The organism is Streptomyces sp. NBC_00104 (assembly GCF_045160825.1).
GTDB lineage: Bacteria > Actinomycetota > Actinomycetes > Streptomycetales > Streptomycetaceae > Streptomyces.
In genome coordinates this window covers 4,108,495-4,123,685 of sequence record NZ_CP108215.1, presented here as the reverse complement: position 1 = coordinate 4,123,685, position 15,191 = coordinate 4,108,495, and the positions used below count along the sequence as shown (strand labels likewise).

At 70.1% G+C, this 15,191-nt stretch carries 13 protein-coding genes; 7 read left to right on the top strand and 6 right to left on the bottom strand.

Features of this window, described 5'->3' with window-relative positions; all coding sequences use genetic code 11:
- Positions 1-15: 15 nt before the first annotated feature.
- The 3 genes from OG272_RS18055 to OG272_RS18045 form a co-directional block, all read right to left on the bottom strand.
- Positions 16-1,506, bottom strand: a complete 1,491-nt coding sequence (locus OG272_RS18055) for an FG-GAP-like repeat-containing protein (RefSeq protein WP_405894046.1) — start codon at positions 1,504-1,506, stop codon at positions 16-18.
- A gap of 185 nt (positions 1,507-1,691) precedes the next feature.
- On the bottom strand, positions 1,692-4,013 hold the full coding sequence (locus OG272_RS18050; protein WP_405894044.1) for an ArnT family glycosyltransferase: 2,322 nt from the start codon (positions 4,011-4,013) through the stop codon (positions 1,692-1,694).
- A gap of 187 nt (positions 4,014-4,200) precedes the next feature.
- Positions 4,201-5,004, bottom strand: a complete 804-nt coding sequence (locus OG272_RS18045; RefSeq protein ID WP_326582623.1) for an endonuclease — start codon at positions 5,002-5,004, stop codon at positions 4,201-4,203.
- 1,017 nt (positions 5,005-6,021) lie between these two features.
- Between OG272_RS18045 and OG272_RS18040 the strand changes: the two genes are divergently transcribed.
- Positions 6,022-7,380, top strand: a complete 1,359-nt coding sequence (locus OG272_RS18040; RefSeq protein ID WP_327732249.1) for a phosphatase PAP2 family protein — start codon at positions 6,022-6,024, stop codon at positions 7,378-7,380.
- On the opposite strand, the gene OG272_RS18035 is transcribed toward OG272_RS18040, so the two are convergent.
- Positions 7,326-7,691, bottom strand: coding sequence for a DUF4180 domain-containing protein (locus OG272_RS18035; protein WP_326582624.1), 366 nt, complete (start codon positions 7,689-7,691; stop codon positions 7,326-7,328). The genes OG272_RS18040 and OG272_RS18035 overlap by 55 nt on opposite strands.
- A 468-nt stretch (positions 7,692-8,159) precedes the next feature.
- Positions 8,160-8,588: an IS200/IS605 family transposase gene (gene tnpA, locus OG272_RS18030; protein WP_405894043.1), complete on the bottom strand. Its 429-nt coding sequence runs from the start codon at positions 8,586-8,588 to the stop codon at positions 8,160-8,162.
- 50 nt (positions 8,589-8,638) lie between these two features.
- Between tnpA and OG272_RS18025 the strand changes: the two genes are divergently transcribed.
- The 3 genes from OG272_RS18025 to OG272_RS18015 all read left to right on the top strand — a co-directional run bounded on the left by OG272_RS18025 (position 8,639) and on the right by OG272_RS18015 (position 12,211).
- Positions 8,639-9,769 (top strand): transposase, encoded by a 1,131-nt coding sequence (locus OG272_RS18025; protein WP_327732211.1) that lies wholly within the window; start codon positions 8,639-8,641, stop codon positions 9,767-9,769.
- A 429-nt stretch (positions 9,770-10,198) separates the two neighbouring features.
- Positions 10,199-11,104 carry a serine hydrolase gene (locus OG272_RS18020; RefSeq protein ID WP_327729600.1) on the top strand — a complete coding sequence of 302 codons (906 nt, stop codon included), beginning with the start codon at positions 10,199-10,201 and terminating at the stop codon, positions 11,102-11,104.
- Positions 11,105-11,164: 60 nt separating this feature from the next.
- Complete coding sequence (locus tag OG272_RS18015) at positions 11,165-12,211, top strand: esterase-like activity of phytase family protein (RefSeq protein WP_405894042.1); 1,047 nt, start codon at positions 11,165-11,167, stop codon at positions 12,209-12,211.
- Positions 12,212-12,261: 50 nt separating this feature from the next.
- On the opposite strand, the gene OG272_RS18010 is transcribed toward OG272_RS18015, so the two are convergent.
- On the bottom strand, positions 12,262-13,314 hold the full coding sequence (locus tag OG272_RS18010; RefSeq protein WP_405894041.1) for a LuxR C-terminal-related transcriptional regulator: 1,053 nt from the start codon (positions 13,312-13,314) through the stop codon (positions 12,262-12,264).
- 50 nt (positions 13,315-13,364) lie between these two features.
- Here OG272_RS18010 and OG272_RS18005 point away from each other — a divergent pair, with 50 nt between their 5' ends.
- From OG272_RS18005 to OG272_RS17995, 3 genes are all read left to right on the top strand, one after another.
- Positions 13,365-13,565: a hypothetical protein gene (locus tag OG272_RS18005; protein WP_327750245.1), complete on the top strand. Its 201-nt coding sequence runs from the start codon at positions 13,365-13,367 to the stop codon at positions 13,563-13,565.
- Between the two features lie 335 nt (positions 13,566-13,900).
- Positions 13,901-14,089 carry a lysine biosynthesis protein LysW gene (locus tag OG272_RS18000; protein WP_326582631.1) on the top strand — a complete coding sequence of 63 codons (189 nt, stop codon included), beginning with the start codon at positions 13,901-13,903 and terminating at the stop codon, positions 14,087-14,089.
- Complete coding sequence (locus OG272_RS17995) at positions 14,086-14,961, top strand: RimK family alpha-L-glutamate ligase (protein WP_326582632.1); 876 nt, start codon at positions 14,086-14,088, stop codon at positions 14,959-14,961. Before OG272_RS18000 ends, OG272_RS17995 begins: the two co-directional genes overlap by 4 nt.
- The last annotated feature ends 230 nt before the right edge of the window (positions 14,962-15,191 follow it).

Below are 15,191 nucleotides of genomic sequence, written 5' to 3'. Positions count from 1 at the left end.
TGGGTCGCCCGGCGCTCAGCGCAGGGCCGCGCCGAACATCGCGTCCGTGGCCGGGCCCGCCACGTCGCCGGGGCCGAAGGCGAGGGCCGATGTGGTGGTCAGGCCGGTGGCCGTGCCGCGGAGGACCCAGACGGCTCCGTTGTCGCTGTTCTCGGCGGGAGCGCCGACGGCGAGGTCGGGGTGGCCGTTGCCGTTGACGTCCAGGAGGGCCGTGGTGGCACCGAACTTGTCGTCCGCCTCGGCGACTCCGGGGACCCCGGCGGTGTTCTGGTGGAAGACCTGGGTGCCGGCGCCCGTGATGCCGGAGGCGCTGCCGGGGACGAGGGCGACCGAACCCGCGTTGGTGATGTCCGTGATGTCCTCGTACGCGATGCCGAGGGCGAGGTCGGCGTAACCGTCACCGGTGACGTCGGCGACGGAGACCGCCGAGCCGACCAGGTCACCGTCCTCCTGCGCGCCGGGGAAGCCGGCCAGGCCCTGGTCGAAGGTCTGGACGTTCGCCTCGGACGGGCCGGTGGCGGAGCCGTAGGCCACGCGGACCTGGTCGGACCAGCCCTCCGCGCCCACGACCACGTCGTCGTAGCCGTCACCGTTCACGTCGCCGATGCCGGTGCCGGCCGGGTCGCGGCTGGTGTCGTCGCCGGGTGCGAAGCCGCGGGTGAAGCCCGAAGCGCCGCCCAGGAGAAGGCGGTTGCCCCAGGTGCCGTCGCCCGTGTAGTGCCATTGGACCAGGTCGTCCCGGCCGTCGCCGTTGACGTCCCCGACCTGGCCGGAGACGACCGGGCCGGTGATGGAGGACGGGCCGTTCTCGCAGCCGCCGCCGGTCTCGCAGGACGCGTCGTCCTCGTTCCAGCCCCACCACAGGGACTTGTCGAGGAGGGGGAGTACGGCGTTGGGCTGGCCGGCGCGGGAGATCGGGCCCTTCCACAGGGCCGCCGGGGCACCCTCGGGGTCGTCGCCGCCGACGTCCTGGGCGGAGAAGAGCGCGAGGTCGGTCTTGCCGTCGCCGTCGAAGTCGCCCGCCTGCGGGGCCGCCCCGAACCCGGCGATGCTCGTACCGCCGGTCAGCCCGGAGGCCGACCCCCAGAGGATCACGGAGCCCGCCGTGCCGCCCGCGATCACCAGGTCGCCGTAGCCGTCCCGGTCCAGGTCGCCCTTGGTGAACGTCGAGCCGAAGCGCTGGTTCGCGGTGGCGGAGCCGGGCACGCCGCTCGTCGAACGGCTGACGAGCTTCTTCTTCGTCGTGGAGAGCCCGCTGTTCGAGCCGTACATGACGGCCACATAGCCCGCCTTGGCCTTACTGGACACCGTGGCGTTCGGTGCGCCGACGACCAGGTCGGCGTACCCGTCCCCGTTGAAGTCGTCCGCCGCGCCCACCGCCGCGGGGGCCGCCGAGGCCGGGCCGAGCGACAGGGCGGTCAGGCCGCCGGCCAGCAGCACCACCGCTGCCAACGGGGCGCTCACTCGTGCCGTGCGGGTGCTGCGTCGTGCTCCTGCTCGTGACATGCACGTGCCTTTCGAGTCGGTGGGGTCCGGCGGTTCCGGCGGACGGAAGCGTCGCGTCCGTGTAGTCCGACTCGACTCAGGGTTCATCGGTTGTACGTGCGAATGTCAGGGATCGGTAACTGGCGGAGAGCCCCTGGACGCGGGTCCGTCCAGGGGCTCTCCTGCGAGGTGCGTCGGGCCTGTGGCTACGTCACGTCCGACGGGTCCAGGCGGTAGACACTCGCCGACTGGCTGTTCTCACCGGACGTCGCGCCCGAGTCCGACGTCGCGCTTGCGCCGTACTCGCTCGCGTCCACCGCCGTGCCGTTCTCCTGCACCCAGGCGGTCACCTCGGAGCTGAGGGTGGAGTTGCCGCCGCGGCCGCCCCCCATGCCGCCGCCGAGCTGGATGTAGTGCAGCTCGCCGTTCTTCACCAGCTCCTTGAGCTTGGCGAGGGTCATGGCCTGGTCGCTGCCGGACCAGCCCCACATGGAGATGACGGGCTCGCCGCTGCTGAGGATGAGCTGGGCCGCGCTCTGCGAACTCGACACCGCGAGCAGCCACGTGGCGCCGTCCTGGTTCTTCTTCAGGTAGGAGACCAGCTCGGTGTCGGCGCCGCCGCCCATACCGCCTCCTCCGCCGCCCATGCCACCGCCGGGCCCGCCGCCCGTGCCGCCCTGCGGGGCCTGGCCGCCGCCGGACTGCTGGTCGCCGGTGCCGTTCGGGGGCGTGCCGGTGCCGGTTCCGCCGGACTGCCCGTCCTGCTGGGTGCCGTCCTGCTGGGTGCCGTCCTGCTGGGTGCCGCCGGGCGCCCCGCTCGGGGGCGTACCCGTCTGACCGCCGCCCGGCTGCTGCCCGTTGGCCTGACCGCCGGCCTGGCCGTTCGCCTGGCCGTTCTGGCCGCCGCCCGGGAATCCACCGCCACCGGGACCGCCGCCGCCCGCGCGGTTGCCCCCACCACCGAAGCCGCCCGTCCCGCTCCCCGTCGTCGGCCCGGCGGTCGGGTTGGTGCCGCCCATGCCGCCGCCCGTGGCGGAGAGCTCGGTGGCGGCGTACGCGGCGGGGCCCGCGACCGAGGCGACGACCGCCGCGGTGAGGGAGGCGGCCAGCAGCCGTACACGGTTGCCGGAGCCGCCGGAACGGAAGACGACCAGGCCCACGACCCCGGCCACCATGACCACCGCGATCGCCGGCCACAGCCAGGTGTTCCAGTCGGTGGCCCGGCGCAACAGGACGACCGCCCACCCACCCGTCACCGCGAACGCGGCCGGCAGCACCCACAGCCACCGCTTGTCCGTGCGGAAGGCGCGCAGCAGCATCAGGCCGCCGCCTCCGCAGAGGGCCGCGATGCCGGGGGCGAGCGCGGTCGTGTAGTACGGGTGCATCGTGCCCTCGGCGAGGCTGAAGGTCAGGTAGTGCAGGGCCGTCCAGCCGCCCCACATCACCAGCGCGGCGCGCGTCAGGTCCGTACGCGGGGCGCGTCCGCACAGCACCAGGCCGCCGATGAGCGCGATGGCAGCGAAGGGCAGCAGCCAGGAGATCTGGCCGCCGAGGACGTCGTTGAACATCCGGCCGAGGCCCGCGGTGCCGGAGAAGCCGCCGCCTCCGCCGCCCCCGCCTCCGCCGTTGCCCTCGCCGCCGAGGATCCGGCCCAGGCCGTTGTAGCCCATGATCAGGTTCCAGGCCGTGCCGTCGGTGGAGCCGCCGATGTACGGCCGCTCGTCGGCGGGTACGAGGGAGACGGCCGCCGCCCACCAGAAGCTGGAGACGGCGAGGGCCACGCCCGCGAGCGACAGGTTCACGATCCGCTTCACCAGGCCCGTGTTCGCCGCGTACAGGTAGACGGCGAACACGGCGGGCAGGGCGATGTAGCCCTGGAGCATCTTGGTGTTGAAGGCGAGGCCGAAGCAGGCGGCCGAGCCGAGCAGCGGAAGCAGCCTGCCGTTGTGCACGGCGCGCAGTGCGAGGGCCGCGCCCGCCACCATCAGGAAGACGAGGAGGGTGTCGGGGTTGTTGTCGCGGTTGATGGCGACCGTGATGGGGGTGAGGGCGAGCACGAGCGCGGCGACGGCCGCGGCCCCGTGGCCCCAGACCCGCTTCACCGAGGAGTGCAGGATCCAGAGGGTGCCGAGCGCGGAGGCGATCAGCGGGGCCATCATCTGCCAGGTGCCGAAGCCGAGGATCCGGCAGGACAGCCCCATCACCATCAGCACGAAGGGCGGCTTGTCGACGGTGAGGAAGTTCCCCGCGTCCAACGAGCCGAAGAACCAGGCCTTCCAGCTCTGCGTGCCGCTGAGCACGGCCGCGCTGTAGAAGCTGTTCAGACCGGAGGAGGACAGGTTCCAGGAGTACAGCACCCCCGCCAGGATCATGATTCCGATCAGCGCCGGGAGCGACCAGCGCGGTGCGTTCTCCGGTGGCCGTACGGGGGCGGCGGGCGGCGGGGACTCGGCGGCCGGTCCCGGCGAGGCGGGGTTCGGCTCGGCGCTGTCGGGGGCGTGGGGGCGTGGGTCGGTGGCAGATGTCACCACCGCACCGTGCGGCGACGGAATGAGCGTGCACTGTGGCATGCCTGGCAGCGGCCTGTGAATGCGCACCGGGGGAAGTAGAGGGCGGGCCCGCGAGAACGGCGAACTCCCGGCCGCCGGACCGGGAGTTCGCCTTGTGCGTTGTGTGCGTTATGCGTGTTGTGCGCGTTCGTCGGGGATCAGGCGTCTACCAGATCGCCTCGACCCACTCCGGGTGGTCGATGAACGGGTTGCGGTTCTTCTGGTAGGTGTCGTAGATGACCTGGTTGCGGCGCTCCTCGAAGGAGTCCGGCGGGTCCTCGTCGTTCCAGGCCTTCAGTACGGAGAGGCGTCCGTGGTAGCGGGTGCCGCCGTTGTTGACGGAGTCGTTGGGCTCCAGGTTGGGCCAGCCGTCGTCACCCTCGTAGCGGACGGCCATGTACAGGATCATGCGGGCCACATCGCCCTTGACCGCGTCGCGGGGCTCGAAGGAGTTCGAGTCGTAGAGGCTGCCGCCGCTGTTGGTGAAGCTGCTGCCGCCGTTGTCGAAGTCGAGGTTGCCGCGGATGGCGTTGACCGTCACGTCCTCCGGGCGGAGGTGGTGCAGGTCGGTGCCGGGGCCGGCGGAGGTGCCGAAGTCGCCGTGCGACTGGGCCCACACGTGCTCGCGGTTCCAGTTGCCGGAGTTGCCGCCGTTGAGGGTCTTGCTGCGCGAGATGCCGCTGTACAGCAGCTTCACGTTGCTGCTGTTGTTCGGGTCCTGGTCGGTGACCTTCAGGGCCTCCCAGACAGCCGAGTACGACAGCTTCGTCTGGGGGCTGATGATCGTGTGCAGGGAGGACTTGAGGCTCGTACCGGTCTTGCCGATCGCGTTCTTGTAGTACGTGCTGTCGTAGGCGGTCGTCGTCGCCGAGGCCGGGGTGGCGGTGGCCGCCGGAAGGACGATACCGACGAGCACGGCCGACGTCGCGAGCGCGACCGACTTCCAACTGCGTATGCGCGCAGCGGGCATGAGGGGTGTCCCTTCCCAGAGGGCCGCGCAGCGCGAGGAGTTGCTTCGGGGAGCCTCGTTCTACGCGGGTTGACTGTGTGGGTAACCGAGAGATTGGCATGGACGGGTCAGTCCATGTGTTACGACGGGAAGGCGATTCGGTGACGTTATGGCTAACGGGGCAACCCTCGTGCCCCCACGCCCTTCCGAGTGCCCCGATGAGAGGGGAGACCCCAATTGACGTGGGGAATCAGGCGTGCTGGGCCCGTGCCGCGCCGGTCGCGGACCGGTCGCGGACCGGTCGCGGACCGGTCGCGGACCGGTCGCGGACCGATCGGTGCGCCGACCGGTCCGCCGGAGCTCACAGCCGGCGCCCAGCCGCCTCGAAGCCGTCTCCGAGGCTGGTGTTGAATGCGAGGGCGGCCGGGGTGCGTGCGGGCGGATCAGGTGCGCGACCTGCTCGAAGAGCGGAAGCGGCTGCTCCGACTCATGGATCCCACCGCCGACGACCACCACGCCCCAGGGGCGCTCGGTCGGGGACGCGACGACGGTGGGCCCGGCGGCCTCGTCATGCACGACCCGGCATGCACGACCCGGCATGCCACCCGTCATGCACGACCCGGCATGCACGACCGGCGCCGATGCCGTGTCGATGCCGTGTCGATGCCGGGTGCGTCGAGCCGGGCCGACTCCGCGTCGAGAGCCCGCGCGCGGTGTCTCCCCGTCCGGGCCGGGTACCGCATGGACGTCGTAACCGATGACAAGAACGGAAGGTGTGTGCCCCACTTGTTCGACAGCAGACTTGTTCGGCACCAGGCAACCCCGACGAGGGGTCGTCCGTCTTCCATGGAGCGATCACTCTCGCCGTGATCCGGTCCACCCGCCCGCGCCACTCACCGGAAAGCCATGCTGCCCGCCAAGAAGAGACCCAGCCAGCTGAAGAACACATCGGCCAGATAATTGATACCCATAGTCGCGCGGGCGCTCCCGCGCATAAGAAGCACCCTCGCGTCCACCGCCTGGCGTCGACCACGGGTGATCCTGTGGGTCGCGGTGAGTGCCGTGGCCATCGGATTCCTCGTCGCGCTGGAGGCGATCGCCCGGGGATACGGCCTGCCGGGGCCGGTCACCAACCAGGCGCGAGAGGTGATATTCGCCCCCAAATCGGGGCCGTTGCTCTACGCCAGTATGGCGTTGACGATGGTGGTGCTCACCTGGCGGCAACGGTTCATCGCGGCCGGGGTGGCGATCGGCATCGACGTCGTCTTCTTCGTCGTGCGGTGGATCGTCGACGCCAGGATGATGTTCGGCAACGGCGCGCTGTGGGTGATTCTGGGCTGTGCGGTCGTCGCCGTCACCCGGCGCACCGGCCGTGAACGGGCCCTGCTGCTGAAGGGCGTCGGGCTGGGCCTGCTGCTGGTGGCCGGCCGCAAGACCGGCGACGCCTGGCTGCTGATCACGTCCAAGACCCGCCCGACGGTGCTCGACCCGTATCTGGCGACCGCCGACCACGCCCTGGGCGACCCGTCGTGGCTGGTGGGCCGGATGGTCAGGGCCACGGGTCCGATCGGCACGCATCTGCTCGACTGGGTCTACATACAGCTCGCGGTGGCCGCGGTCGTCGTCACGCTCTACCAGCTGCGTCACGTGGCGGCCGAACGCCGCTTCCCGCGCCACCACCTGGTGCGCACCTTCCTGGTGATCGGCCTCCTCGGACCGAGCATCTACATGGTCTTCCCGGTGGTCGGCCCGGTCTTCGCCTACGGCCAGGGCGCCTTCGGCACCGGCGGCGGACAGTGGGCGGTGGCCCACCTGTGGCCCGACGTCCCGCCCCCGATCAGCGCCCCGCACCCGATGTCGTACGACGAGATAACCCCGCGCAACTGCATGCCCAGTCTGCACACGGCGTGGGCCACCGCGATCTTCATCCACTCCCGCGGCGGCCCGCGCCTTCTGCGCTTTGCGGGCACGTTCTGGCTGATCGCCACGCTCGGCGCGACGCTGGGATTCGGTTACCACTACGGTGTGGATCTCATCGCGGGTGTGGTCTTCACGCTCACCATCGAGGCGGCTCTGCGCACGTACGACCGCGGCTGGGACCGGTCGGGGATGCGGCTGGTCGCCTACGGCGCGACGGTGTTCGTCGGGCTCCTGCTGGCCTATCGCTACCTGCCCTTGGAGATGGCCCGGCACCCTTGGGTGGCCGGACCGCTTCTCCTTCTGGTGATGGCCTCGGTGGTGTACGGCTACGTGCGGGTCGACCAGCGGTGGGCGCCGAAGGTCGCACCGGCACGGCAGCCGGCACAGTCGGCGGGACGGCAACCCGAACTGGCGGGAATCCCTCAGCCCTTGAGCCGCTCCCGCAGCTCGTCGACATCGGCCAGGAACCACGTCTGACGGTTGCGGTTGCATTCGCGGACGAAGTCGCGCAGGGCGGAACTGGCGGTCGTGTGGCGGGATATGTCGCCGATGACGGCGAGGCCGACGCGGTACTGGACGAACTTCTGGATGATGTCGCCGGCGACGCGGGTGGGCAGGTGGAAGAACGCCTCGTCGAAGCGTTCGACGGGGACGGCGACCCAGGCGGCGCCCTGGTACCCGGCGTTGCCGATGAGATCCAGGGCGTCGCTCTCGCGGGCGATCGGCTCGCCCTCGGGAGCGCACATCAGGACGGGCACGTCGTGGATCGTCTCCAGGGTGGTGGTCATGGAGGCCGAGGCTACCGCCGGACTCCGGCCCGGTGCCGGGGGTGGGGGAACGGGCGTGGCCCGGCCGGAGGGTGGGGCGCGCGGTGCGGAGTCACCGCACCAGGTCGCCGTAGGCGATGACGTACTCGCCGTACTGATGGCGGAAACCCGAGTGGAAGTCGTCCTGCAGGCTTCCGTGCAGGTAGTTCGGGAGTTTGCCGTCGAGGGGGCTGAACTCCGCTATCGCGAGGAACAGTTCGGTGGCGGCGGTCCCGTACTTGGGGCCGCGTTCTCGGGCGGCGAGCAGGTGCCGGCCCGCCTGCGCGAGGTGGTCCCGCAGGTGCGGACCGGGGTGCTGCTTGGCCTTGTCCAGGTTCTTGGCGGTCTTCAGCTTGATCTAGCGCGGAACCCCGGGCGTTCACGTCCGGGAGGAAGCGCTTCTCTGGATCGCTCTGACTTGCAGGTGCCCACGGGTCTGCACTGTTGACCTCAGCCAGGGCGCTTCTGGTTCTCGATGTACTCCTTGATGATCTCCAACGGTGCTCCGCCGCACGAGGCGGCGAAGTACGAAGGCGACCAGAAGTGGTCACCCCACAGGTACTTACGGATATGGGCTGGGAACTCCTGGCGGAGCCGCCGGGCAGAGACGCCATTGAGAGAGCCGACCAGCCGGGACAGGGCGACTTTGGGCGGGTAGTGCACCAGCAGGTGGACGTGGTCCCTCTCCCCGTTGAACTCCACCAGCTCGGTGTCGAAGTCCGCGCACACGTCACGCATGACCTCCTCGCAGCGCCGAAGGATCTCATCGGTGAACGGGCCGCGCCGATACTTTGGTGTGAAGACCAAGTGCGCGTGAAGGGTGTAGACGACTGTTCTACCCCTACGAATATTGGGGTTTGACTCCCAGCGTGGTGACATAGATCAACGATACGATCACGCCTGTGAAACTCGTTGTGCAGGTAAAGCTGATGCCGGAGGCCGGGCAGGCCACCGCGCTTCTCGCGGCCCTGCGCACGGTCAACGAGGCCGCGAACTGGGTGTCGGCGGTGGCGTTCGAGCAGGGCGTGCCGCGTGAGTACGAGCTGCGTAAGCACACCTACGCGGAGTTGAAGTCGCGGGGGTTGGGAGCGCAAGCAGCCCAGCACACCATCAAGAAGGTCCGCGACGCCTACACGACACTCAAGGCCAACATCAAGGCTGGGAACCTCGGCAGACCGGGCTCGAAGCGGCGCAGGAAGGCCGAGTCCAAGCCCGTCGCCTTTCGGCCCGAGGCAGCCCAGCCGTACGACGACCGGTGCCTGAGCTGGCAGTACGACGCGCAGACGGTGTCTATCTGGACCACTGCCGGACGCATCCGGGGTGTGCGGTTCGTCTGTTCCGCCGACGGCCTCAAGATGCTGCGTGAGCACCGGCAGGGCGAATCGGATCTGGTGGAACGCGACGGCGTGTTCTACCTGATCGCTACCTGCGAGGTCCCCGAGGAGAAGCAGTACGAGCCCGACGGGTTCATCGGCGTCGACCTCGGCATCGTCAACATCGCCACTACGTCCACCGGCTACCAGGCCGCCGGGCGCGACCTGAACCACCACCGCAAACGCCACGGCGATCTACGCGGCAAGCTCCAGCGCAAGGGCACCAAGTCCGCCAAGCGGCTGCTGAAGAAGCGCAACCGGCGCGAGCAGCGCCATGTCTCCAACACCAACCACATCATCGCGAAACGAATCGTGACCGAGGCTGAACGCACCTCGGCCGGAATCGCCCTGGAAGATTTGGGCGGCATCCGGCAGAGGGTACGGCTCCGCAAGCCCCAACGGGTCGCGCTCCACTCCTGGGCCTTCGCCCAGCTCGGAGAGTTCATCGCGTACAAGGCACGCCGAGCAGGCGTGCCCGTGGTTCACGTCGACCCTGCCCACACCTCGCAGACATGCTGCGAGTGCGGGCACGTCGACAAGAAGAACCGGGTCGACCAGGCCCTCTTCATCTGCCGGAACTGCGGGGTCGTTGCCCACGCGGACCGGAACGCTTCCCACAACATCGCCCAACGTGGCGCCGTGGTGTGGAACGCGGGGCGTGAGTCACGCGTCCCAGCCACCCCGTAAAGGGGTGGCAGGACGGAGGAGCCCACCCAGCCGCCAGCTGGGCACTACCTCCAAGCCCGGCCCTTCAGGACCGGGTCAAGTTGACCGACTTGTCCCGCTCGCCGATGGCCCGCAGCGCGTACAGCGTCGCGTAGAGCCGGCCGCACACATACGCGGGGCTGGGCTGCTTGTCCGCCAATCCGGCACTCCTCTTCCCCCCACCGGGGCGCGTCGGGCTTTCGCGTCCTCCTTACCCCACCCGGCGAAGAAGGGAACGCGTGTACAACTATCGTTCGCCTTCGCTAGTCGACTGAGGGAACGCGCCGTTGGCGGGTTCCAGTCGCTCAAGGGGATGGGAAGGATTCGATGACTCACCGGATATCGGGGGTATCCCGGGTGTCGCGCAGGTCCAGACGGACGCGAGTGGTCGCTGCGGGGATCGGGGCGGGGATGGTCGTGTCGTCGGCGGCCATGGCGTTCGCGCCGGCCGCGGTCGCGGCGCCGACACCGCAGGTCGGCTGTACGTCGAAGCAGGCAGGGCTGGCCGAGAAGCTGCAGAAGGACATCACGACGGCGCTGGCGAAGCGGAAGGGGACGGTGGCGGTCGGGCTGTACGACCGGGTCACCGGCACCACCTGCACGCTGCGGGGCGAGACCGCCTTCGACTCGGCCAGCGTCGTGAAGGTGACGGTGCTCGCCGCGCTGCTGTACGACGCGAAGAAGAAGAACCGGTATCTCACCGACCGCGAGACCAAGCTCGCCACCGCCATGATCACCAAGTCGGACAACGCCTCCACCAGCACCCTGTGGAGGCAGCTCGGCCTCACGAAGATCAAGGCGTTTCTCACCGCCGCCAAGATGACCCAGACCAAGCCGGGCGCGAACAACTACTGGGGCCTCACCCAGATCACCGTCCGGGACGAGCAGCGGCTGCTCGCGCTGCTCACCGCGAAGAACGGCGTCCTGAGCGACAACGCCCGCGCCTACGTCCTCAAGCTCATGAACAAGGTCGTCGCCGGACAGCGCTGGGGAACGCCCGCCGGGGCGCCCTCCACCGTGAAGGTGCACGTCAAGAACGGGTGGCTGTCCCGCGCCACGCACGGTTGGCGGGTGCACAGCGTCGGCACGTTCACCGGCGGCGGACGCGACTACACGATCACCGTCCTCACCCACGGCAACCCCGACATGCAGTACGGGGTCAACACCATCCAGGGCGTCGCCAAGGTCATCCACAAGGATCTCGTGCCCGTCCCGAAGAGCGCCTCGGATGCGTCCGGCGTGCAGCGGTACGAGCCCACCGACCGGCCCCAGGAGGCGACCGTGCCGGTACCGGAGGCCGGGGTCGGCAGCGGCTGATATCCGGACGTTCACGGCGAGGCCATCCGCGTATCACCGGCGTCGTCCTACCGTGACGCCATGCCTCTCAGAAGCGTCGTCGCGACCCTCACCGCCGGCCTGGCGGCGGCCACCACCACCTTCGCCGCCGCCGGGCCGGTCCACGCCGACTCGCCGCCGAGCCACGCCTGTTCGTCGTCCGTGTCGATCGAGGCGTACTCCGACGCCCTCGACAAGACCACGTACGACGGCACCTTCGTCGGGAACCTCTCCGGCCTCGCCGTCGACCGCGACGGCTCGCTCCTCGCCGTCTCCGACCGGTCCTCGCTCTTCACGCTGGACCGCCGCACGCTCCGGCCGCGGGGCGTCGTCCCGCTCGCCACGGAGACCGGCGCCGCGCTCGACTCGGAGGGTCTGGCCGTCGACCGGGACGGCACCCGGCTCGTCAGCTCCGAGACCGAGCCGACCGTACGCCGGTACGACCGTGCGGGGCGGCTCCTCGGCGGACTTCCCGTGCCCGACGCGCTGAAGGTCGCCCCGGCCGGGCGGTCCGTCGCCAACCAGACCTTCGAGGGGCTCACCCTCCTGCCCGGCGGACGCACCCTGCTCGCCTCGATGGAGAGCTCCCTCTCCGGCGACACGGCCGGGACCGTCCGCTTCCAGACCTGGCAACGGCACGCCGGGGCATGGGACTTCCGGCTCTCCGCCCAGTACGGCTACCGCGCCGACACCGGACTCGGCGTCGTCGAGGTGGCGGGCCTCCCGGGCGGACGGCTGCTCGTACTGGAGCGGGGCTTCACCGCCGGGATCGGCAACACGGTCCGCCTCTACGCCGCCGACACCCGCCACGCGACGGACACCGGCGGCGTCGACGTCCTCACCGGCCGGGACGGCGACGGCGTACGGCTCGTGAGCAAGACGCTCCTCGCCGACCTCGTCGACTGCCCCTCCCTCGGCGCCACCGCCGAGCAGCCCCAGCCCAACCCGCTGCTCGACAACATCGAGGGGATGACCGTCACCGGACAGCGGCGGCCCGGGGGCCGGCTGAACGTCCTGCTGGTCAGCGACGACAACCAGAACGCCGTACAGACGACCCGGTTCTACTCCCTTCGGGTCCGGGTGGCCTGAGCCGCCGACGAGCGCGGTGCGGAAGCCGCCGCGACGGTCTCCGCCGAGGCTCAGTCCCGTCGTTCGCAGTCGCAGTCGGCCGACGCCCCGTCCTCCAACAGGCCGCTCTTCGCCGTGAGATAGGCGAGCTGGGCACGGCTGTTGCTGCCGAGCAGGTCGCCGACCTTCTTGAGGTGGCTGGCGACGGTACGGGGGCTGATGCCCAGCCGGCTGGCGATGGCGGCGTCCGTGTAGCCGTCGACCATGAGACGCAGTACGTGCAGCCGGGTCTCGTCGGTGAGGAGCGGGGGGCGTTGCTGGTCGTGCTCGTAGACGACCGGCTTCGCCCGCTCCCAGGCGTACTCGAAGGCGGAGACCAGGAAGTGCACGACGCCGGGGTCGGTGACCCTGAGGGCGTGGGTGCCGTGCTCCTTGCCCATGTCGGGGATGAACGCGACGGCCCGGTCACAGATGATCATCCGGTCGAAGACCTCGTCGACCGTACGCACCTCGACGCCCAGCTCGGTGACCTGCTTGATGTAGTCGAGGGTCGGGCCGTGGGCGCGGACGGTGTGCTGGTAGAGCGTGCGCTGCTTGACGCCCTTGCGGTGCGCCTCCAAGGTGCGCGGCAGGGCCTTGACCAGGACCTCTTCGGGGCGCCGGCCGCCCGGGTGCGCGGTCAGCAGCTCGGTCTTCGTGCCCTGGATCGCCTCGTCCAGCGCGGCGGTGATCGCCGGCGCGGGCGTGAGGCGCTGGGAGGACTCGCTCTCCTTGCGGCGGGCGGTGCGGTAGACGCTCTCCGCCTGGGACATGGACGTCCGTACCGCGGCCAGGGCCTGCTGCTGCTCCAGGATCAGCCGCTCCATCGGGTGCGCCAGCGCCGCGGTCGCCACCGACGGCGGGATCGGCACCATCGCCTCCGGGTCGTCCACCGCGGGGGCCACCAGCCCGAACGCGCTCACACATCCGGGCGCGTCCGCGCGCGCGGCCCTTCCCGCCAGCAGCGCGGTGCGATAGAACTCGATGCCCGCGACGCAAACCTCCGCTCGGGCCTCGATGCCCTCGCGTATGTCCGACTCACCGCACATGCCCGCCCCCTTCAGAATCCTGCAGTGCACGATCATGACCCCTTCAATCGCTTCCGGCAACCGGCGGTCCACGGCATGCTCTTCGTGTGGACAGCGGCGAAGAGCCGCAAGTCCGAGAATTCTTCTGGGGGGTACGGGAAATGAACTACATGCGCAGACTGGCCGGGGCGCTCGCTTTTGTCGCCGCCGCGGTGCTGACCCTTTCTGCCGCCGCCGAGACGGCCGACCGCACCACGGTCGCCAACGCCCAGGCGTCCAACGCCCCGGGCGACCCCGGCTGGCCCTGAGCCGGGACACCGGCCCGAATCAACGCGCGTAAAGCCGACGTAAATCGCACGTAAGGCCCGCGCGGCGATCGCACAGTGCTCACCCGACGCGTACGCAGCGCTCATGTGGCGTGCGCGCGGCGCTTCTGCGGCACTCGCCCGGACGATCGGGGGTGACGGGTCGTCAGGCGGCGGGCGGGAGTGTGTGGGTTCGCAAAGAAGGCGGTTGAGGGGGGAGCCGTCCGGCCGGATCGATGTCCCTTCGATGTCCATTCGACGTCCGGTGAATTCCGCCTGCCGGTTCATGAGTTCCGGCATGTCTGTTTCGTATTGAATCAACGAGGGAGTCCGAGGAAATGACCACCGCCATCGCCGCACCGAAGTGCTTGGTGTGCGACACCGAATTCGAGGTCCAGGACGACTGGGAAAAGGGGGAGATCACCGAGTGCACGGCCTGCGGCCAGGAGCACGAGGTGGTCGAGAAGTCCGCCGCCGGGGCGCGGCTGGACCTCGCCCCCGAGGTGGAAGAGGACTGGGGCGAGTGACGACCGCCGAGCAGGTCCTGCTCTCGGTGACGATGCTGCGGCCCGAGGAGAAGCTGCTCCTCGGGGCGCTGCGGGCCGAGGGGCTGACGGCCCGGCCGTTGCTGATGGAGGATCTGGCCGAGGTCGTGGCGGGCCGCACCGGCGGCCCGCCCGCGCTCGCCGTGATCCGCAACCTGTCCCACCGGGACGCCGTCAGCGTCTCCCGGCGGCTGGAGTACGCCGGGGTGACCACCCTCAACCGGTCCTCCGTCATCGAGGCGTGCAACGACAAGGGGCTCCAGTCGCTGCTGTTCGCACGCCACGGCATCCCGCATCCGGTCACCCGGCATGCCTTCAGCTACGACCAAGTGCGGTCAGCTGTCGACGAGTTGGGAATGCCGGCCGTCGTCAAGCCGGTGAGCGGGTCGTGGGGGCGGGGGGTCACCAAGATGGCCAACGCGGAGTGTGTCGAGGCGTGGGCCGGGGGACGGGAGTCCGCGGACGCGACCGGGAAGCTGTTCCCCGTCGTCGTGCAGGCGTACGTCGACAAGCCGGGGCACGATCTGCGGGTCGTGGTGGTGGGGCGGACGCCCGTGGTGGCGATTCAGCGGGTGTCGGAGGACTGGCGGACGAACACGCATCTGGGGGCCCGTGTGCAGCGGGTCGAGGTGACCGCCGAGATCGACAAACTGTGCCAGCAGGTGGTGGATGTGCTGGGGCCCGGGTTCTACGGGGTGGACCTCGTGGAGGACCGGGTCGCCGGGGAGCTGCTGGTTCTCGAGGTGAACGCCAATCCGGAGTTCGCCAAGTCCTCCGCGATGCACGGGGTGGACGTGGCGGGGCTTTACGCGGCGTATGTGGCTGAGCAGTTGGGTGTGCCGGCCGCCGCCTAGCCGATGGGCGCCCCTTCTTCTCGCCCCCGCCGCCCCTACCCGTCCCTTCCCCAGGGGCTGCGCCCCTTCGACCCCCGTCTGCGGGTTCGTCGTGGTTGCTCGCGCAGTTCCCCGCGCCCCTCGAAAGGGCCTGCGGCCCTTCCAGGGCGCGGGGAACTGACCGACGAGCCCCCACCCACCCGCGGCCGGACAACCGGCCCGAGGAACCACCTCCCCTCTCCACGGAAAGA

What these genes read in the sequence shown, in the direction of transcription:
- OG272_RS18055 (WP_405894046.1), bottom strand. Translation starts at nt 1,506, where the DNA reads ATGTCACGAGCAGGAGCACGACGCAGCACCCGCACGGCACGAGTGAGC.
- tnpA (WP_405894043.1), bottom strand. Translation starts at nt 8,588, where the DNA reads ATGTCACCACGCTGGGAGTCAAACCCCAATATTCGTAGGGGTAGAACA.
- OG272_RS18010 (WP_405894041.1), bottom strand. Translation starts at nt 13,314, where the DNA reads ATGATCGTGCACTGCAGGATTCTGAAGGGGGCGGGCATGTGCGGTGAG.
- OG272_RS18000 (WP_326582631.1), top strand. Translation starts at nt 13,901, where the DNA reads ATGACCACCGCCATCGCCGCACCGAAGTGCTTGGTGTGCGACACCGAA.
- OG272_RS18025 (WP_327732211.1), top strand. Translation starts at nt 8,639, where the DNA reads ATGCCGGAGGCCGGGCAGGCCACCGCGCTTCTCGCGGCCCTGCGCACG.
- OG272_RS18015 (WP_405894042.1), top strand. Translation starts at nt 11,165, where the DNA reads ATGCCTCTCAGAAGCGTCGTCGCGACCCTCACCGCCGGCCTGGCGGCG.
- OG272_RS18045 (WP_326582623.1), bottom strand. Translation starts at nt 5,004, where the DNA reads ATGCCCGCTGCGCGCATACGCAGTTGGAAGTCGGTCGCGCTCGCGACG.
- OG272_RS18035 (WP_326582624.1), bottom strand. Translation starts at nt 7,691, where the DNA reads ATGACCACCACCCTGGAGACGATCCACGACGTGCCCGTCCTGATGTGC.
- OG272_RS18020 (WP_327729600.1), top strand. Translation starts at nt 10,199, where the DNA reads ATGGTCGTGTCGTCGGCGGCCATGGCGTTCGCGCCGGCCGCGGTCGCG.